The sequence below is a fragment of the Paenibacillus sp. FSL R5-0887 genome (assembly GCF_038002305.1).
Classification (GTDB): Bacteria; Bacillota; Bacilli; order Paenibacillales; family Paenibacillaceae; genus Paenibacillus_AQ; species Paenibacillus_AQ odorifer.
Map to the genome: position 1 here is coordinate 1,903,314 of NZ_JBBOCE010000001.1, position 21,050 is coordinate 1,924,363.

Annotated in this window: 11 protein-coding genes; 3 read left to right on the plus strand and 8 right to left on the minus strand. The window is 42.6% G+C overall.

The window, feature by feature from the left end; translation table 11 throughout:
* Positions 1-20: 20 nt before the first annotated feature.
* Both MKY14_RS08605 and MKY14_RS08610 read right to left on the minus strand, forming a co-directional pair.
* Entirely contained in the window at positions 21-1,286 is a 1,266-nt protein-coding gene (locus tag MKY14_RS08605; protein WP_340976287.1) for a glycoside hydrolase family 125 protein, read from the minus strand.
* Positions 1,287-1,532: 246 nt separating this feature from the next.
* A complete protein-coding gene (locus MKY14_RS08610) occupies positions 1,533-2,717 on the minus strand; it encodes a GntR family transcriptional regulator (RefSeq protein ID WP_340976289.1) in 1,185 nt (394 codons plus the stop codon).
* 383 nt (positions 2,718-3,100) lie between these two features.
* Here MKY14_RS08610 and MKY14_RS08615 point away from each other — a divergent pair, with 383 nt between their 5' ends.
* Complete coding sequence (locus MKY14_RS08615) at positions 3,101-4,795, plus strand: M3 family oligoendopeptidase (protein WP_076184489.1); 1,695 nt, start codon at positions 3,101-3,103, stop codon at positions 4,793-4,795.
* Between the two features lie 76 nt (positions 4,796-4,871).
* On the opposite strand, the gene MKY14_RS08620 is transcribed toward MKY14_RS08615, so the two are convergent.
* Positions 4,872-7,625 (minus strand): glycoside hydrolase family 2 protein, encoded by a 2,754-nt coding sequence (locus tag MKY14_RS08620; protein ID WP_340976291.1) that lies wholly within the window; start codon positions 7,623-7,625, stop codon positions 4,872-4,874.
* 143 nt (positions 7,626-7,768) lie between these two features.
* Here MKY14_RS08620 and MKY14_RS08625 point away from each other — a divergent pair, with 143 nt between their 5' ends.
* Complete coding sequence (locus MKY14_RS08625) at positions 7,769-8,701, plus strand: ArsR/SmtB family transcription factor (protein ID WP_254848923.1); 933 nt, start codon at positions 7,769-7,771, stop codon at positions 8,699-8,701.
* Positions 8,702-8,828: 127 nt separating this feature from the next.
* Here the strand turns inward: MKY14_RS08625 and MKY14_RS08630 are convergent, their stop codons facing one another.
* From MKY14_RS08630 to MKY14_RS08650, 5 genes are all read right to left on the minus strand, one after another.
* Positions 8,829-9,203: an iron chaperone gene (locus tag MKY14_RS08630; RefSeq protein WP_076304056.1), complete on the minus strand. Its 375-nt coding sequence runs from the start codon at positions 9,201-9,203 to the stop codon at positions 8,829-8,831.
* A 19-nt stretch (positions 9,204-9,222) separates the two neighbouring features.
* A complete protein-coding gene (locus MKY14_RS08635; protein WP_076128242.1) occupies positions 9,223-9,597 on the minus strand; it encodes a DUF4180 domain-containing protein in 375 nt (124 codons plus the stop codon).
* A gap of 399 nt (positions 9,598-9,996) precedes the next feature.
* Positions 9,997-14,391 carry an Ig-like domain-containing protein gene (locus MKY14_RS08640; protein ID WP_340976294.1) on the minus strand — a complete coding sequence of 1,465 codons (4,395 nt, stop codon included), beginning with the start codon at positions 14,389-14,391 and terminating at the stop codon, positions 9,997-9,999.
* A 133-nt stretch (positions 14,392-14,524) separates the two neighbouring features.
* Positions 14,525-15,616, minus strand: coding sequence for a response regulator (locus MKY14_RS08645; RefSeq protein ID WP_076129707.1), 1,092 nt, complete (start codon positions 15,614-15,616; stop codon positions 14,525-14,527).
* 3 nt (positions 15,617-15,619) lie between these two features.
* Positions 15,620-18,730 (minus strand): ATP-binding protein, encoded by a 3,111-nt coding sequence (locus tag MKY14_RS08650; protein ID WP_340976297.1) that lies wholly within the window; start codon positions 18,728-18,730, stop codon positions 15,620-15,622.
* 1,190 nt (positions 18,731-19,920) lie between these two features.
* On the opposite strand from MKY14_RS08650, the gene MKY14_RS08655 reads away from it, so the two are divergent.
* The gene (locus MKY14_RS08655; RefSeq protein WP_076219940.1) at positions 19,921-20,568 is read left to right on the plus strand and encodes a transcriptional regulator; all 648 of its coding nucleotides are present in this window, start codon (positions 19,921-19,923) and stop codon (positions 20,566-20,568) included.
* Positions 20,569-21,050: the final 482 nt, after the last annotated feature.

Sequence of the window (21,050 nt, forward strand, 5' to 3'; positions counted from 1 at the left end):
TTATTCAAACCTTGTTGGTCTCATCCGCGCTTAATCTGCTTACCACAGCGCATGAGTACAAGCTCACAGAACATCATGTTTGCCCAAGAGAACCATGGACGTGTAAATTCATCAGGATTATCCACATGAAACCCTTCATGCATAAATCCAGTTCCTGCATCCGTCTTCTCCAGCAGATGAAGTAAGGCTTCCTGTTCCTCAAAGCGGGTAGATGTCATTCCCTGCATCGCTAAAGCTATGGGCCAGATATACCGATTTGGCGTATGCGGACTTCCAATGCCAGCAGCCGCTTTTCCTGCGAAAAAATAAGGATTAGTGCTACTTAAAATAAGTTCACGGGTATTTTTATAAATAAGATCATCAGCAGTCACATAACCCAAATAAGGGATAGAGAGTAGACTAGGTACATTTGCATCATCCATAAAATTCACCTGTCCCAGACCATCTACTTCATAAGCATAGACCGCTCCAAACTCTGGATGTTCTACAATTCCATACTCACTTATTCCCTTATTAAGCTGGTCAGATAGTTTTCTAGCTTTCTTTTCCAGCTCCTGATCACCTAAAATCTTACGGGCAATTTCACACACATATCGTAAAACAACCACCGCGAACATATTGGCCGGAACCAAATACCCATATTCACAGGCATCGTCACTAGGACGAAATCCAGACCAAGTCATTCCGGTATAAGCCGTCAACGTCCCTTTGCCTTCTCGAGCTAACGTATCCGTGGGCGGACAGTTCATCCGTTGAAAAAGATATTTTGAATCGCGCTCATGGTTCTGTTCGGTAGTCCATAATGTTATGATTCTTTCTACGCCTGTTACAAACGACTCATTAAACTGACTAGTACGGCCCGAATTCTTCCAGAGCAGATAACTCAGTTGGATTGGATAACATAACGAATCAATTTCATATTTTCTTTCCCAGACTCCCGGGCTCATCTCCGTCAGATCCTCTTGGTGGCCATGCCCACTTTCTTCTTCATTGAATGCGTTAGCATACGGATCAAGCTGGATGTAAGTAAATTGTCTACGTACAAGTCCCTCAATCATGTCTGCAATTTCTTCATCTTCGGAGGCAAGGATTAGGAAAGGTCTGACCTGTGCGGCGGAATCCCGTAGCCACATCGCTGGAATATCTCCGGTAATAACAAAAGTGCTTCCGTTTGGCATTCGTTTTAAGGTTGTGTTCCAGGTGTTGGCCATACATTTCTCGAACATTTCGGCTAATTTCGGGCGATCACTCAGCTGTGCTTTTACGCTAGATGCCAGTTTATGCATTGACTCGGGTATTTCTCTAGTTGCTTTCAGTTATAATACCCCCTTTTACTTTTTAAATTTGAAGCGCTTTCATTGATTAGTATATTGTCATGTGATTAGTATGTCAATATGTTTATTTTATTATAATGATATATCAATACATCCATAATGATAAATACATATCTAAAACAAATAAAAAAACCCATCCAAAAAGATAGGTTTTTATAACAACTAATATATGTTTAATTTGGAGAATAAGCCAAAATTCTATTTAGAGATAGATTGTTTAGCGGAGCTTGTGGATTCACCAGAAATTAACTCAGCTTCCAGCATTATCTTATTGGACACACTCTGCCCGTTCATAATTCGCAATACATTTTCTACTGCAAGCCGCCCCATCTCTTCTTCATTTTGCCGTAAATGGGTAAATGCATAACCCGAACCAAGTGGAGTTGGCGGACTATCAAAGCAAATGATCGAAATATCTTCTGGAATTCGTAGCCCAAGTCGTTGGACCGCAGTTCTAGCCAGCAGCGCAATATTATATTCCACAGCAAAAAGCGCCGTTATTGTTGGATTCTTTTGCATATGAGAAATTAGCCGCGAAATGTCATGTTCAATATTCTCATCGTTGAAGGAATCCGGTAGTGTTGAGGTCAAATCGCTGACCCACAATCCCTTGTCTACAGCTATTCCCCGTTCCGCATGCGCTTGAATAAATCCCTCTACCCGCTCTTCAAGAGCTGTGGTATCCGCTGGAGGTGGAGAGAGAAAGGAGATATGAGTATGCCCGAGATCAAATAAATACTCCGTACCTTTGAGTGCAGCCTGCATATTATCAGTACTGATTGATGCTGCTGCCACTCCTTTTAAATGGCGATCTACCAGAACTAGCGGGAACCGCCCTATCACCAATTTTAGAATCTCCGCATTAAAAAATTCGCCTTGAGCCGGAAAAATGATCAGACCATCTACACCTAAGCTGAGCAACTTCTGAATAGATTTCTCTTCGTTCTCCGGCACCCCAAACGTTCTTCTTAAAACCAGAAAACAATCATTATCACGTGAAGCCTGCTCCATGCCATAAATTAAGCCTGTGCCATAGCTGTTGCCAAAGTCGGTAATAACCAGACCGATCGTCTTTTCCTCATGGTTAAAGGAATTAAAAACAGTTCCGTCGGAGACCGTCCCCGGAGATATCGCTGATTCCATGTAATCGACTGCTGGATCTGCCACAAATGAACCTCTCCCCGGTTTTCTCACAATTAATTGTTCCGCGGCGAGCATTTCCAGAGCTTTTTTACTCGTAATCCGACTAACATTATAGGCTTCAGCCAGTTCTTTCTCAGAGGGAACCCGTTCCCCTTGTCCATAGGATTTATTAACGATAAGCTGCTTCACTTCATCAAATATTTTTTCATACATCGGTTTGGATGATGTTGTCTCACTCATGACTTTCGTTATCTCCTGACTCTAATTTTTTCATCTTATACATAATAATATATCATGATATATTAAGTTTGTCGACAGTTGTGCGGCTACAGCAAAAAAAGAGGGAGGAAGGATGTAAAGTGGAAAAATACAAAACTTCGTATATAAACAGAGATAACCCGTATTCAGTGAATGAGGGTTAAATAAAGGCTAAGTAATCGCTATAAATATCATTTCTACTATATTCTTAGATAATATCAAACCGTATTTCATCTAACAAGTTTTTACACTTTTGTCCATTTGTTCTTTTTTTATTCAAAAACAGCTAACACAGGTCTATCGTAAATTGCTGTTCAGAATATATAATAGAGACTATCTGGTATAGAAAGGAAGTTGAATAGTTAATGAAATTTAATGATTATCGCTATGAGCGCCCGGATGTAGAGAAGTTCAAACAGGATTTTAACAACCTGCTTAAAGATCTCAATGACACCGAGCCATTAGAAGTGCAAAAGGCTTCCGTTACCGCTATTAACAAGCTTCGCAATGAGTTTGACACCCTGCAGACATTGGTTAGCGTTCGCCATTCGATCAATACAACAGATGAATTCTACAAGGCTGAACAGGAATTCATGGACGAGATTGGCCCTATCGTTCAGGAATACATAACGGACTACTACAAAGCACTCGTCAATTCCAAATACAGAGCCGAATTCGAACAAGAATGGGGCACGCAGCTGCTTCAGCTTGCAGAAGTAGCTCTGCGTACTTTTAGTCCAGAAATCATCGAAGATTTACAATTGGAGAACAAACTCTCTACAGAATACGCTCAGCTTATCGCGTCCGCCAAGATTCCATTCGAAGGCGAAGAACGGACACTGACTCAGCTTACTCCTTTTGAATTGTCCACGGACCGCGATATGCGCAAACGTGCTTCACAAGCCAGATATGATTTTATGTCTGAACATGAGAGTGACTTTGATCGAATCTATGACGAGCTAGTTAAAGTCCGTGACCGCATTGCTAAAAAGCTTGGTTACAGCAACTTTGTTGAGCTAGGTTATGACCGGATGATGCGTACCGATTATAACGCCGACATGGTAGCCAACTTCCGGAAACAAGTTCTGGAGCATATCGTACCCGTCTCCCAACAGCTTAAGAAACGGCAGACTGAACGCCTAGGTCTGGATGCCTTGAAGTTTTATGACGAGAACTTCAGCTTCAAGACTGGCAATGCCACTCCTAAAGGAGATCCTGACTGGATTGTAGCTAACGGATCCAAGATGTACAAAGAGCTCTCTCCGGAAACTGATGAATTTTTTACTTTTATGTTGGATAACAATCTAGTGGATTTAGTAAGTAAAAAAGGTAAGCAAGGCGGTGGCTATTGTACTTACTTCAGCCAATACCAAGCACCTTTTATCTTCTCAAATTTCAATGGAACCTCAGGGGATATTGATGTCTTGACCCATGAAGTGGGGCATGCCTTCCAGGTGTATGAAAGCCGAAATATTAATGTACCTGAATATGCTTTTCCTACTTATGAAGCCTGTGAGATCCATTCCATGAGCATGGAGTTTTTTGCTTGGCCATGGATGGAATTGTTCTTTGAAGAGGATGCAGACAAATACCGTTTCAATCATTTGGCAGATAGCCTTCAGTTTATTCCTTACGGAGTTACTGTAGATGAATTCCAGCATTTTGTTTACAGCAATCCTGAAGCAACCCCTGCTGAACGTAAGCAAGCATGGCGAGAAATCGAGAAAAAATATTTGCCGCACCGCAATTATGAAGGTAATGCTTATCTGGAACAGGGTGGATTTTGGCATAAGCAAGGCCATATCTTCGCCTCCCCGTTCTATTACATTGACTATACACTAGCACAGCTATGTGCCTTCCAGTTCTGGAAACGTTCAAATGAAGATTTTAAATCCGCTTGGAGTGATTATTTAGAGTTATGTCAAGCTGGAGGAAGCAAATCCTTTATCAAGCTGGTTGAACTTGCGGGCCTGACTTCACCTTTTGAAGATGGCTGCATTAGTTCGGTCATTGGGGAGATTGAAAGCTGGTTAAACAGCATTAATGATAAAGAACTTTAATAATACCTTGCAATACCGATAAAAAAGCAATCCCTGCTTCTTAGCTGGGATTGCTTTATTTTCATATTAAGGTTATTTAGCGATAACGAATCAACAAGTCCAGTGGATAACGACCTGCATTACGGCCATACAAAGCTAGCCCGCCGTCCTCTGCTTGCAGCTCCAAACGGAAAACACGATTGCGATCCAGCTTCGCTGCTAACTGCCCCGGTACACTTGCCTTGCATAGGTAGCCATAAGATCCAGCCTCATCCAGCTTATTCGCTATTGGCTGATAATGCCAAGACAAAATCCCTCTGCTATCAGCCGGATCATCCGGTAAATAGAAAGAACCAATCCGCTGCCCATCCACCAGAACGTTCACTCGGGAAGGATGACGCTCTTCATCCGTCATATAATACGTATTCGGATTATATTCCACCCTCGCATCTGCCCCATGCATAAGATCAAGGCCCATATCATTAAGCTTCGTACCTTCAACATGCCGCGCCAGCAATCGTTTAGCACTTGCTTCGAAGATGATTTCGATCTCACCAATCATTGATTTATCTGCTGCATCTGGCAGTGTAACCTCGTATACATACTGACCTTGCCCAGCACCATTGATCTTAGATCCTTGGATAGCATCCCATTGATGCTTAAAGTTATGATCGGTATAAGCTCCCACTGGAATTTGAATAAATTCTCCTTCACCTTTAAACAATACAGTGTTATTACCGCCTCTTACATCAAAAGTAATGAAATTCCGCGTGATCGCTTCACCCTTCTCATTAATCAGAGAAACAGCAAGTATTGCAGCCGCCTCCTGACCAGGCATTGTAATGTTCAAAGAAGGAAGTATAGTGTTTCCAAAGTTATCCCATTTCACAGACATATGTCCACTTTGCGCAGTGACCCGAGTCCCCAAATTGTCGTACCACAGTTCCCATCTCAGCTTCAAATTATGACCGTGATAGCTGTCCGCGAAGCTGGAACCTAGCAAAGGTACTTTAACACTCTGCCCTGCTTCTACTGTCTGGCATGGAGGAGCATCTAACACGATAAAATCTGGGGAATGCAGATCCGCAATCGTCATCCCGGGAACAAAATCCCCATATCCAAAATCCTTATCGCTCCCGTCTAGCCGGTAATAACCATTGAACTCATTCGTAACATCACGGAATTCAGTAAATACGAATCCACATAGCTTATCATGCCGCCGGAATTCATTCATCATATAGCGGTAATGCCATGCCAAATCACTGTCCCCTGCACCACCTTCTATCCCCCACACATTACCGCATTCGCTATTCATTAGAGGGGCATCAGACTGTACGTTGCCGCCAATACAGTTAAACTCCGATCCCGGGAATGTTTTATCTACAACCTCATTTAAGTGGGCTTGCAGCTGCTCGTAACCATTAATGTAAAAGTGCCATGTATTAATATCCGATTCCACATGATCATAATTACACGGCGAGTTATCCTCAACAATTCTAGTCGGATCAAGCTGCTTCGCCCAGCGATATTTCTCCCGCACCCATTCCTGTGTCTCTTTAAGATAACTACTCTGCTGCTGTACATCACTTGTGAGGCTAGCCTCCTGAGCATCTGTCTTCAAACCCCAGGTCTCGTTGAACATAACCCACGAAAAAATAGATGGATGATTATAATCTCGTTCAATCACCTCAAGGGCTTCTCTCTCATAGGAGGCTCTGGCCTTGTCATCCGGATTACCCCAGAAACAAGGCATATCTTCCATAACAAGAATGCCAAGCTTATCCGCCCAATACAGCTTTCGGGGTTCTTCGGGCTTAATATGAATTCGCACCATGTTTAGCCCTAAACGTTTCATTAGATAAATTTCATCCCGCATGTCTTCATCCGTTGGATAGGTGAAAAACCCTGTCTTGTGATAGGACTGATCAAGAGTACCGTTCAAATATATCGGCTTACCATTTAAGGTGATCCACCGATAATCACGATCTTCAAAGCGGGCAGTCTGAATTTCGCGAATTCCGAAATAAGTGCTGACTGTATCTGTACCAAACGATCCACTGAGCTGCAATTCACCTTCATATAAATAAGGATTTTCTGGACTCCACAAATGCGGATTGGGAACATCGATAGACAGCTTACATTCGTTCACCCCTGCTATAAGCTGCAGCTTCTCTGTATGAACAACAGAATGATCAGCGAATTGCAGCGTAAACTCTGCCGAACCCGTTTCATGCGCAATTATTCTTGTAGTTACCTTCACCTGTCCATCTATACGGGTCACAAACTTTGCATCTTTCATATAAGTTTCGGGACGTGCTTCAAGCCATACAGGCTGCCAAATTCCACGGATTTCTCCATATCCTTGTTTGCCCCGCGCTTGATAAGCATGATCGAAATCCTCAGCTCTTACGACAATATTATTCTCACAATTAGCTGCCCAGTAAGGTGTAATATCAAATTCAAATGAACCATATCCACCTTGATGTGAACCTACATGTTCTCCATTTATCCACACATCACATGAATAATCTACTGCCCCAAAACGTAAAAACAATCGTGTTTGTTGGTCAACAGCCTGCCCATTCACGGTGCGGCGATACCAGCCTATTCCTTGTTGATCGCAGCCAATTCCGGATAAGGGACTTACCCAAGAAAAAGGTACAGTGATCATTGAGTCGTAAGCGATTTCAGGATTGGAGTACCATAACGCCTTCATACCTTCATTGTTCGGATCAAACTTAAATGACCATTGCCCATTCAAATTCATCCATTCATGACGTTGCCAATGTGGATGAGGGTGTTCAGAACGAGGAATCGCAAGTGTCTCAGAAGCTAATATAGAAGTTGTCATATGGCGAGCACAGCCTTTCAAAATAAGAAGTTGAGCCCATTTTAGCACCAGTATATGTTTTTCGCAATGTTTATTATGATTTTACAATACTCGTTCTTCATTGTACAATAACCTCAACCCATCCTATACGAAAAGGAACAAATATGATGAATGATATTTCACAAGAAACGATACGTTATCCCGCGTCACGCATTTTAGATGTAGCTAAAGCACTGTCTGGTGACGTCCGCGTCCGCATTCTTGAAGCCCTTGGAGAGAAGCCTATGAGTGTCAGTCAATTAGCTGAGACGTTAGGTGTAGCTCAGCCAACGATATCTATCAATGTGCAGACGTTAGAACAGGTTAATCTTATCTCATCTACACAAGGAGCAAATCGCGAAAAAATCTGTGCGGTCACCTGTCGCTCTATTCAACTCGATCTCCCTTCAAAGCTAGGGGATGGGCTGCATCAAACTGAGGAAATACATATGCCCATCGGAATGTTCTCCCACTGCTCCATACAACCGTCCTGCGGGATGGCCGGAAAAGATGGTGGTGTCATTGGCTCCCAAGATGATCCAAGAGCATTCTACATGCCTGAACGAGTCGATGCCTCTCTCTTATGGTTCGCAGAAGCCGGTTATGTCGAATACTATTTTGCCAACCCCCTGCCTCCAGGCGTCGAGTTGGACGAAATCCGCATTTCGGCAGAAGTATGCTCAGAAGCCCCTTCATTTCGAGAGGATTGGGCCAGTGATATCAGCTTATCCATCAATGACCAGTTAGTCGGGACTTGGACCTGTCCCTCCGATTTCGGGAACCGCAAAGGGAAACTGACCCCTGAACGTTGGAGAAGTGGAACTGAATATGGAGCTCTTACTACATGGAGTGTCTCGGAATCGGGCAGCAGCTGTAATGGTTCTCTCTCATCTTCCACTACAATCAGCTCTTTAAAGCTGGCGTTTAATGAACCTATTCGTGTACGTTTTGAAATTCGGGAGGATGCACTCAATAAACGAGGACTAAATCTGTTCGGAAGTGGGTTCGGGGACTATGCCCAGGATATCATACTGGCGTTTGTACGACGTCCGAAATGAGGAAAAAGAGGCAGGAGTGCCTCGGAAGTGGATCCAATGTTCACCAGCATCAAGAAGAACATCAACAATGGATGCACACTTCCAGCCCTGACCAGATGGACCTCTCTATTTCATACCAGTAGAGACCTTATTTTGCTTCAACTTTTTTTAGATTCTCAGCGACTCTGAAGGTTACAATCTTGCTAATTAATTCATAAGGCATAGGCTTATCAATAGGGAATTGAACGGAACCTTTAGCACCTTTATAGCCTGATAATTCATCTTTAAAAGCATTAATTCCACTTGGAGTTGGATAGAATCCAATATGCTTGGGATAAGCAGCGAAATGCACCAAATTTCCGTGTAATGCAAAAGTAGGCATCTGATAGCTTATTTTTTCCTCTGCTTCCGGTGCCGCCTCTTTTATCACCTTTCTTAACGTATTAAGGATTTCCTGAACCTCAAGCGAAAACCCGGAAATATAGGCATCGATCGATTCATATGTGATTTTACTTTCATCCATGATATAACTCCTCTCTGGATCATCTCCACGATTTGCATAAATGTAGGGCCGCTAAAGCCTCAGCTTCAGTACTTTTGAACAACATTTTATCGCCTTGATTGCATTCGTAAATAAAATCATTCAGACTTTTGCTGTTATAGCTTGTAAATTCTCCTACGATAGCAACTCTCATCTGATAGTTTGTATATTTTTGTGCAATCTCACCAGCAACTCCAGACTTTAGCTCGAAAAAATCATCCGTAATCTGTTCCTTCCTCAGAAGCATTTTATCGCATCCTTGGTATTTCACATTCATCATTAAGTCTAAGGCATCCCTTACATTATTGATTATGATCTCCTCACCAGAAATTATAGCTACCGTTGAATCATTCTTATCATCCACTGTGATTTTCATTCAAGACTACTCCTTTTCCGCGAAGAATTTCTGCAACATTATGATTACTCTGCTTAATCGCAACCGACCATGCAGATTCACCACTTTTTATTTTAGCAGAAATGTCGGCGCCATGTTCGATTTACAACTCTATTAGTTCTACATTATCCGTATGAAAAGCAGCAGAATGTAAGGAAGTATAACCATCACTATCGAATATATTATTCTCCATATTCGCAAGGTGCGGATGAACTTTCAGGATTTCTTTCAGCCGTTCTGCATGGCCTGATTGTGCTGTCTGAAATACATCATTAATGATTAATTATCGTATAAACGAGCTAAGCCATAAAAAAAAAAGAGGATTCGTTCAATGTTCTTTGAACGAATCCTCTAATGATCACAATTCTGGAGCTCAGTAGATTAGATTAAATCCGACTTTTCAAGTAGCCGCTTCACGATCTCTGCAACCTCAGCTCTGGTCATATCATCTTTCGGAGCAAGCCCTTTACTGCTTCTTCCCATGATAATGCCTGCCTGCAAAGTGTCAGTAACTCCACTGATTGCCCAGTTAGAAACCTCACTACTATCTGTAAATGGAGCTAACAAAACGTCAGCCGATTGAACAGAAAGCTTAGTCTGTAGCGCTGTAATTTTCATCGCTTTAGCAATAATTAACATCGCTTGTTCACGGGTAATATGTTCATCAGGGCGGAACATGCCATCTTCAAAACCATTGATTAATTGATAAGTAAATGCCGTGTTGATCGCACTGTTATACCAATCCGTGGTCTTTACATCTGAGAATGGTGTTGCAGCTTGTTCCATCTCAAGTCCCAGACCGCGCACAACAATCGCCGCAAACTCAGCACGGGTAATGGCTTGATCCGGAGTAAATTGACCACTACCTGTTCCCTCAATGACTAATCGGGAGCCCATATCGTTCACTGCCTCTTTTGCCCAGTGATTAGCTACATCACTAAATTCAAGCGGATGCCAGATTACGGAGTAAGTACCTCCGCTTAAGCTGTTGATAGTAGCAAAATATTTGCCATCAATTACAACCACTTTAGTAGGAACATGGTGTACCGAACCTTCGGAATCAACGTACACTCCCGTTGTAATCTTGTTCGGGTCCATCCCTTCAGGAATGGCTATGGTACGTTTAACATACGTATTGAATTGGGAAAGTTCAATACTCTTATCTCCGTAGATACCTCTAGCCGTAAAATTAACTGGCGCGGAAACTAATGAGAAGGCTCCTTTTTGCGCAGCTGCTTCTAAAGCTTTAACTTTATCGGCTGTAGGAGCACTAATTTCAATCTGTATCTTAATATCTTGCAAAGCTACCGACTTGCCGATTTGCTCGTTCAAAGCGTCAATATTAATTTGTTGAGCAGGCAGTGTAAATGTCGCATTTCCCGCTTTAATCTCAAGAATCGCTTGATTACCCTGCATATTTTTAACCATTTGTCCATTTAATTCGCTAACTATAACATCAGATTTACTATTTGCACCGATAGAAACTACTGTACCTTTACCTTCAGTGGCGAGCTTGTCCTCTAGCTTCTTCTGATCTAACACAATAGTGGTTAACGTTTGCTCATTCCGTTTACCATTCGTTGCGGTTCCCACTGTTTCAGCTTTACCATTGATTAGAATGGAAGCAGCATTTACCACAGGTGCCGGAGTTGGTGATGGGGTTGGTTGCGACGGAACAACAACATCACCACCAGATGGAGTGCTAGGAACAACTGCATTGGACTCAGCAGAGAATTCGCTGATGCCAGCTTTATTGATTGCCTGTACCGTGAAGGTATAGCTTGTTCCATTCGTCAAACCACTGATTGTCAGAGGACTTCCAGTTCCTGTAACCGTCAAACCTCCCGGATTAGCAGTTACAATATATCCTGTGATTTCGCTGCCTCCATCGTTCACCGGCGGGATAAAGGTGATGATTGCTTGAGCATTCTCTGCAGTTGCAGTTACGGATGTTGGAATTCCAGGTGCTGTAACTGGTTTAACAGGTGCCTTCACAGTAACGGTTGTAGAAGCCGTATAACTACCATCTTTCGTCGTTACCGTTATGATGGCTGTTCCTTCACCAATCGGCGTTACTACTCCATAAACAACCTTAGCTACTGTCTCATCGCTCGAGCTCCAGATCATACCTTTATTTGTTGCATTAGCAGGTGCTACTGTCGCTTGTAGAGTTCCCTCGCCTTCACCCACCGTTAAGTTAAGTTCTGTCTGGTCTAAAGTCACCCCAGTTACGATAACGTCAGGTGGCTTAGGAGCGGCTACATTAACTGTGGTTGTAGCTATAAAACTTCCATCTTTGGTCGTTACCGTAATAACTGCTGTCCCCTCTCCAACCGGAGTTACCACACCGTTCACAACGGTCGCAACTGTCTCATCGCTCGAGCTCCAGATCACGTCTTTATCCGTTGCATTGGCAGGCTCTATTGTTGCTTTTAGGAGTCCATCAGCTTCACCAGCTGTTAAATCTAGTGTCTCCTGATCTAGCTTCACTCCAGTTACATCCACAACCGGCGGGATTGGAGCACTCACATTTACTACAGACGAAGCTGTAAAACTTCCATCTTTCGTCGTTACCGTAATAACTGCTGTCCCCTCTCCAACCGGAGTTACTACTCCGTTCACAACGGTCGCGACTGTTTCATCGCTCGAGCTCCAGATCACGTCTTTATCCGTTGCATTGGCAGGCTCTATTGTTGCTTTTAGGAGTCCATCAGCTTCACCAGCTGTTAAATTCAGTGTCTCCTGATCTAGCTTCACTCCAGTTACGTCCACAACGGGCGGGATTGGGGCACTCACATTTACTACAGACGAAGCTGTAAAACTTCCATCTTTGGTCGTTACCGTAATAACTGCTGTCCCCTCTCCAACCGGAGTTACTATTCCGTTCACAACGGTCGCGACTGTTTCATCGCTCGAGCTCCAGATCACGTCTTTATCCGTTGCATTGGCAGGCTCTATTGTTGCTTTGAGGAGTCCATCAGCTTCACCAGCTGTTAAATTCAGTGTCTCCTGATCTAGCTTCACTCCAGTTACATCCACAACCGGCGGGATTGGAGCACTCACATTTACTACAGACGAAGCTGTAAAACTTCCATCAGTAGTCGTTACCGTGATGATCGCTGTTCCAACGCCAACTGGAGTTACCACCCCGTTTACAACGGTTGCAACAGTCTCATCACTTGAGCTCCAATTTACTGTTTTGTTCGTGGCATTAATAGGTGCTATTACGGCACTAAGCGTGTCTCCTGCTTCTCCTTCCGTTAAACTGAGTGTTGGTTTATCCAGGGTCACTCCGGTTACGATTACATCCCCCGTATTGTTCACGGTCACATTAAAAGTGTAGGTGTTGCTTAATGCTCCATCACTTACCTTAACAGAAATCACACTGGTGCCAAAAGCATTCGCTGCGGGTGTTATTTCTAAAGTTCGTTGCTCACCACTTCCACTTATTTTCAGTCCATTATTCGGAATTAAGAGCGTATTCGAGGAAGTAGCTGATACTTGTAGGTCATCTCCATCCACATCGAGGACCTTAAAGGATCGTGAGACCGACTTGTTTTTATCGGTTGTAGTATTCCCCATAAAACCTGTGTCCTGCTTCCAGGTTGCCCCAGTAATTGTACCGTTCTTAAGGGGAAGACCAGAGGTATTAATAGCGACATTCCCATCATTGCTATTCGCTAATTTATAGTTTAAAGCCAGATTAGGCTCCGAGCCTGTCAAGTCGACATTCATTTCTCGAACAATATCACTTTGGGTCTTGGCTTTACTCCAGAACCTAACGTCTCTCATTCCGCCGTTATAATCTCCGTCCTGTCTCCACGTGCTTTTTCCAAGCCAGTTATTCGGACGTGCAACGTTTCCTACTGTACTTAAATCCATGGCCCCTTCTGCCTTAAGTACACCATCCCAATAAATCCGTCCCTTTTTCTGACTGTGATCATAAACAATTGCGACATGAACCCATTTAGAAATCGGGAAATCCTCAGTGACATTAATATCTCCCTTATTAGTGTAGGCAGTGAAATTCATCCGTTTACCGTTAAAACCTACAAAAATATTGTGGTTCTGCTCTGCGATCGATGATTCAAAAAATCTCATCCATGTCTGAAAAGCATCTACCTTCAAAAATCCTTCAACTGTAAAAGAATTCCCATAAATCCGTTGATCCGGGAACGTCACATAATCCCCGTTACCGTCAAAACTAAGATAGTCCCCACCATTTAGTTCTGTCAGATAAGGTGCATCGTTCACTGGATTTACAGTAATTACGGCTATACCCGGATCTGAGCTGAACGCGGCAGATACTGTGGTATTCGCATTTTTTTGATAATTTTGATAACCGGATGCTGTTGTATCCCATAGCTTAAAGCTAATGGATGCCGTTCCGTTCCAGTCTTTCGCCGGGACAAAACGGATTTTCTCCGATTTCAGCAGCAGAAAAGCATTACTGTTCGACACCGGCTCGATATTATACCAAATTCGTCCCACCGTGTTGTAATACTGCCAGGCCCCTTTGGTATTATCTAAAGCTACTACAGCAATCCCTGTTGACGCTGGATCCGATACTTTTCCTGTCAAAAAGCTGGCTACCTCAACTCCTGCGTTGGAATAGTCATCTTCATTGATCGACGTTATTATAGCTGGGCTATTCTCGATCCAACCGAAACTAGCTTTTGCACTTATGATTGGAGTTTGCATAGGACCTACCCCCTGCACCACAAGTCCAGTACATAACGAAATACTAATGCCTATTTTCATAAATGATGGCTTCAAACTCTATTTCCCCCTCTAGCATAAATCATGTCCTTAATTCGACAATAATCGTGAGTATTATACAAAATTAAGATAAACAAAAAATAAACAAAAAAAGAACCCTCGATAGCCATCCTTTCGAAGGTTCCTTCCATTACAATAACTTCTGTTTCATTAAAGCTTTAAGTTTAGGATCGGGTGTTGTTCCAAGCTCTTGCTGCAGCATCTCTTCCAATTGACCAAATTTCCGCTGTGCTTCATTCATTCGCCCTAATTCAATTAATAAGTTGATGATTTCATGATAGATGTCCTCTCGCAAGGAATCTAATTTTAATATTTCTCCAAAATAATGCAGTGCTTGCTGCTGCTGATTCTGCTCCAAATGAAATCTTGCAGCCAGCTCTAGCAATCCTATATATTCATGCTCGAGTCTGCGCGTCCTGCCACTGGCCCATTCATAGGCTTTTCCTTTGAGTAATGCTCCTGTGTATAAAACTTCTGCTTGAATCATCCATTCAACATGTCTTTCAGAGGTTTGCCTGATTTGCTTTAACAATCGCTCAAATTCATACAGATCACAATAAATGCTGCTTTCTACTACATGAATTTCATTCCTGCTAGCTTTTATATAATTGGCGCCGATTGCTTTTCGAATATAATACAGCGTCGAGTTCAGATTCTTCCATGCTTTTTCAGGCTCCAATCCGCTCCACAACGTGTCGATAATTTCCTCCCGGCTAACCGTCCCTTTACTAACCAGAAAAGCAAATAATTCTTCTGTTTTTGGACTTCTCAGCTTGATTAGCTCTCTGTTCTGCGTTCTGCGGTACACTTTTAAACCATTAAATAAAAAAACTTCTAACGTAGGCTCAGCCGTTGTATTTCGATTTATTTTTTTGAGTTTCTCTAACGTCTTAGACAACCGCTCCGCAGTTACAGGCTTCAAAAGATAATCCACTGCACTTAGGTCAAAAGCCTGCAGCGCATACTCATCAAATCCGGTTACAAAAACCACATCTATCGATTCATCCAATTCATGCAAAAGGCTAGAAAGCTTCATCCCATTCGTCTCAGGCATAGAAATATCCAAAAAAGCTACATCTATCGGATTGGCCTTCGCAAAAGCATAGGCTTCCGCAGGATTCAAAAACGTCTCATAGACATCAATCTCTCCGCTCTGCGATAAGATCCGCTTCAGGCGTTTTACCGATAACTCCTCATCATCTACAATAATCGCTCGCAGCATGCCTCAACCTCCCATCCGCTTAAGCTGCTGTATTGGAATTTCAAAAGATACCGTTGTGCCTAATCCTTCAGCACTTTGAATATGAATATTTTTTCCATATAATAGCTTGATGCGCTGACTGATATTCCACAGCCCCACCCCTCTTTTATCTACATCTGACTGCATTACTTCTTTCAATTTATGCTCACTCATTCCAGATCCATTATCCTCCACAATAAAGCTAATCACAGAATTCTCTAATTCTTTTACAGATATAATTACCGTGCCACCCCGCAAATTGGACATTAGGCCATGCCTTATTGCATTTTCGACCAAAGGCTGTAGAATCAGCGGAGGAATTCGGTAATCCGTATTCACTCTCACATCATATTCCACATTTAATCTGGCACCGAAGCGTGCTTTTTCAATATTGATATAAGCCTCTACCAGCTCAAGCTCATTCTCCAGACTCGTTAGTGAATCCAGTTGTTTGAAATCAAAGCTGCTTCGCAAATACTGGGACAGCTGCAGTGTCAACTCTTCGGCCTTCTCAGGTTCCTCCACACATAGTTCAGCAATTGAATTCAGAGCATTGTATAAGAAATGAGGTTTGATCTGGGATCGTAAAAAAGCAATTTCGGCGTCTTTGGCAGTCTTCACGGAAGCTCTCAATCGGGTCAGACTTTTAACACGTGCCATTAGCTCTTCAGCTTCAAAAGGTTTTCCCACATAGTCATTTGCACCGTTATCCATGGACATCTTCATATCGCTCACCCTGTTCTTGGCCGTCAACATTAACACAGGCAGTTCAAAAGGAGTAAATCTCTCTCTAATCTTTTGCAGAACCTCGTAACCCGAAATGTCCGGCATGGTAATATCCAGTACCACCAGAAAAAAGTCTGTGTTTTTCGCTAGCTCCTCAAGTGCCATCTGCCCGCGATTGACAACCACAATAGAATATTTCTCTAGCTTAAACAGATTGATCATAGATTGCAGATTGGCAAAATCATCGTCCACTACTAAAATGGGCTCATTGATCTCGCCTTTGATATAAAGGGGATAACTACCATGGGAGAAACTTAATTCTTTATAAGAATGTGCCGCCTTAAGGGTTGGCCTCGAGATTGGCTTAACCGCTTTATCCCACCGTGGAAGTGTAAAAATAAACACCGAACCTTTTTCCACTGTAGATTCCACAGCTATGTTCCCACCATGCAGTTCTACTAGCTTCTTAGTAATACTTAATCCGAGCCCTGTTCCACCATGACTATGAATCTCCGCCTCATCCACCTGCTCAAAAGCTTTGAAAATACGCTCCTGCATATCCGGTGAGATACCCAAACCTGTGTCTGCCACACGTACTTCCACCCACTCCTGAATAACTCTGGCACTAATCTCTATTTCACCCTGTTCCGTAAATTTAATCGCATTATCAACCAAGTTGTGGAAAATTTGAATCAGACGATTGCCATCTGCATTCACCATAGGAAAATTCGAAGCGACTCTGTTAACGAGCAGGATCGACTTTTCTCCGAGCAAAAAAGAATGAATACCCATGACGGAATCAACAACGGCTTTCAAATCCAGGTTGCTTTTGTATAATGTGATGTCTCCATACTTCATTTTGGAATAATCAAGTAGTTCATTTACCATATGTGTTAATCTTCTGCCGCTCCCTATTACGATCGCTAGATTCTGCGCTTGTTTTTCATTAACTGGACCCTCAACCCCATCCAGCAGCGTAGCTGTAATGTTCACTATGGCATTTAGAGGTGTTTTTAGTTCATGTGAGGTGTTGGAAAGGAATTCATCTTTAATTTTATCCAGCCCGATCAGCTGGTTTTTCATCTCGTCTATGGTATGGTAGGCTTCAAAAAAACGTAGAACAATCAGCACGATCATGATGATATTAAAAGCCACAATGTAAAACTGCCCGAGCCAAAGGTTCTCTTTTATAGAAAGAGCAAACAAAATAATGTCTATGGAATATAGATTAATAGCTAGAATCGCCATAAACATCAGCAGCAATTTGATTCTATTTACTTCTGCGCTTCTGATATACAGGGTGGCCACTCTACATAACATCCAAATTAACATCAGCTCATATAAAATAATCACATACGGATAAATGACCGTGTAAGAACGAATCGGCAGGATGGCGACCAGAATTATAAAGCTGCCTAAAACAATCGTTATGGCTTGAGTAAATTTTAAAGATATTATGCTTTTGTGCATTTGGTAAAAAAATATTGCGAGCACAATAAAGCAGGAGATGGAGCTTATATCCTTTACTTTGTAGAGCACTATGAACGAAAGTTTAGGGAAAAAGAGTAAGAGTGAACGCTCGCCGATCAACCCATGATATATCGCAAACAGCAAACAAATAGTTGCAAACACAAGTAAAGAGTAATCCTGCTTACGGTATAAGGACGCTGCCCCAAAGCAGATAAAAAAGATAAGGGCAAGTGTGCCTAAAATAGCAACGGTGCTAAATTCACGGGCCGTACTCTTCTGCTGAACCTCCATCATTGCTGCTTCCTCACCAAAGGATAAAGAAACCGGAATGCCCCCATTTACATAATCGAAGTTGGAGACTTGAATTATGATTTCTACATCTCCCTTATCAGACGAAAAAAGCCCTATCAGCGGGATATTCCCTGACCGATAATCAGCTTCATTAGCAGCAGGATTTCCATCCTCAATAACTGACTGTCCATTAACAAAAATCCTGCTTGAAAAGCGGATATTTGTTTTTTTCAAGGCGAATACCCCGCTTACGGGCAGGTTTTTTAGAACCATCCGATAGGTGGCGGAACCGAAGGCGGGTAAAGGGCTTCCATTAACGATGTTGCCGTTCCACCGGGAGGGCACCTCCATCCAAGCTGTAGAATCAGGTATATCTGCGCTACCCGCCCTAAAATGCTCAGAAGTTAATAGCTGGTTCCAATAAAACTCCCATTCACCATCTAACTTGATAATCTTATCCTGTTCGTAATCCCAAGCCGCGAGATCCATGACTCCACGCTGCACTTGCAGGTGACTTCCTTGTTTATCGTGACCCATAAGAATGGATAGAGGAATCGCAGATAATAAAATTAAACCAATCAGATAGATAAGTAATGTCCTTTTGAGCATCGTATCGGCCCCTTTTATGGAAGAGTAAAGCTGCAGCAATCACCAGGGCCATCCTGCAACACGTGATGTAGAGTAAAAAGTTTAGATGAACATAGATAATTCTATAAAATTTTCTAATTTCCTTCACAATTCGACAAAGTAATAGGCCTTTATTAGGATTTTTTTCGGAAAAAGCGGGACTTGTATGAAAAGAGGGTCTGATATGACCATGATGAGTAGGATGACGGTATGAGCACGATGAGTAAGATGACGAAATGAGCATGATGAGTTTAATGATGAAATGAATGGACCAGTTGGGCGACTTGTGCTACTTTGGCGACTCGAACGCATCTGCCCGGCACTTGCGGACTCAGGAGACCTTATTTGCTGAAAAACGAAGGTTTTGACACGCTATCGGACTCAGTTGCAACTATTCGCTCATAACTACCCCATTTTGAGTCGATATGCAGCTAATAAGAGCTATGCAGTCCGTAACTTTTGGAATACGAGCGAAAATGTACGAATAGCTGCAATACGGTCCGTTCATCCCGGAGTTACATGACTTTGGTGACATAGACAACATGTATAATCTGACGACTTGGACTAGATAGACAATTCTGACGTCATTGGGAACTCTGAATACTTACACTGCGCGTTTGCGGGCTCAAAAGACCTTATTTGTTGAAAACCGAGGTTTTTGCCACGCTATCGGACTCAGTTGCAACTATATGCTCATAACCACCCTTTTTTGAGTCGATTTGCAGCTAATAAGAGCTATGCAGTCCGTAACTTTTGGAATACGAGCGAAAATGTACGAATAGCTGCAATACGGTCCGCAACGTTCGAAAATGAATAATGATATTGCGCAGAGCACGTAATCCATTTTTGCGGATCAGTAAGCACATGATGATCGTCCTAGAAAAGCCATGCGGCCGCGCGGGGGGAAGAATCCGCTTTTAGAGTAACTATTAACTTCAGCAAATTCAGCTCGTTCACCATGCTAGCTTCCTTCCTTTAAAACCTACTAGAATTCGTCATCTTTATACACAGTAACTCATTGAAGAAATCCCCAGCACTCGTTATAATAGCAACTATAGGTCGTGAAGAACACGCCGCTTTTATACAATCTCTATCCTGGGCTAAGCTCAGGAGGAATTGTATGGGAGCGGCTTTTTCTTTTTTCAAAAAATTACTTAAGGAGGATATACAAAATGTCCAGATTCGAACAGCAACTAGAGGAATGGTTACAGATCAACTTGGATAAGGAGAACAATCCCCGCAGACAGGAGCTTCTTGCAAAAGGGTTGGGCTATGGAACAGTCGAATTTCTGCGTGCGGTATGGTTTCCTGCTGTAGGAAACTTCAACTACTTGTTCCCCGAATGGGAAGTGCGCGATTTCAACAATGGTTATCGTTATCTTGATCTGGCCTATATGCCAGGTGGAGCAAAGGGTGGAATTGAGATTCAAGGTTACGGTCCACATGCTAGAGATCTTGATGTACGACGATTCAAAGATTTATGTAGACGCCATTCCTTATTATCGCTAGACGGTTGGACCTTCCTATCCATCGCCTATCCCTCAATCACGGACGAGCCTCAGCTATGTCAACAACTAGTACTCGCATTCATCGGCAAATTCATGGCTTCAGACGCGCCCTCTTCATTAACTTGGTTAGAAGCTGAAACACTTCGTTTCGCAAGACGTCTTCTGCGTCCGTTCACACCTGTAGAGCTCACCCACCATCTTAGAGTCACTAATCGCCATGCCCGACGTGTTTTACATGAGTTAGTTGAACAGCAGCTACTAGAGATCGTCGGTGGAAAAGAACGCAATCGAACCTATCAGCTTAGAATGTGATGACTTGACTAGTTTGGTTTGATTAGTTTGGTTTGATTATCAAAGTTACGTTCGGACCGTATAGCTCTTATTTCCCAATTCCCCTCGTTTTCGCCACACTAACGGACTCAGTTGCAGCTATTTACTCAAAAACACTGCTCTGACCCAATTCTTCAGCTCATTAAGAGCTATGCAGTCCGAAACTCACGGAAAATGAGCGAATTAGCTAAAATAGCTGCATTACGGTCCGTAATGGCAACTCTAGGGTCATACCAGCAAGGCTCATACAAAAAAATGATCATGAATCTAATCCGTTGCACCCCCGCATTGTCCTTCCAAAATCTAAGTCTTTTTCATTACCATCTATTACTATTACTATTACTATTACTAATCATTATTCAGAAAAAAAGTGCTCTGCTTAGTCCGTATTTTAATCAACGCTTGACCTTAGGTCTGACCTAAGGTTTATAGTTATTTTATCAAATAACTTACAGTTAGGAGCA

Coding starts and splice junctions, on each gene's coding strand:
- MKY14_RS08615 (WP_076184489.1), top strand. CDS start 3,101: ATGAAATTTAATGATTATCGCTATGAGCGCCCGGATGTAGAGAAGTTC.
- MKY14_RS08625 (WP_254848923.1), top strand. CDS start 7,769: ATGATGAATGATATTTCACAAGAAACGATACGTTATCCCGCGTCACGC.
- MKY14_RS08645 (WP_076129707.1), bottom strand. CDS start 15,616: ATGCTGCGAGCGATTATTGTAGATGATGAGGAGTTATCGGTAAAACGC.
- MKY14_RS08655 (WP_076219940.1), top strand. CDS start 19,921: ATGTCCAGATTCGAACAGCAACTAGAGGAATGGTTACAGATCAACTTG.
- MKY14_RS08605 (WP_340976287.1), bottom strand. CDS start 1,286: ATGCATAAACTGGCATCTAGCGTAAAAGCACAGCTGAGTGATCGCCCG.
- MKY14_RS08635 (WP_076128242.1), bottom strand. CDS start 9,597: ATGAAAATCACAGTGGATGATAAGAATGATTCAACGGTAGCTATAATT.
- MKY14_RS08610 (WP_340976289.1), bottom strand. CDS start 2,717: ATGAGTGAGACAACATCATCCAAACCGATGTATGAAAAAATATTTGAT.
- MKY14_RS08620 (WP_340976291.1), bottom strand. CDS start 7,625: ATGACAACTTCTATATTAGCTTCTGAGACACTTGCGATTCCTCGTTCT.
- MKY14_RS08650 (WP_340976297.1), bottom strand. CDS start 18,730: ATGCTCAAAAGGACATTACTTATCTATCTGATTGGTTTAATTTTATTA.
- MKY14_RS08630 (WP_076304056.1), bottom strand. CDS start 9,203: ATGGATGAAAGTAAAATCACATATGAATCGATCGATGCCTATATTTCC.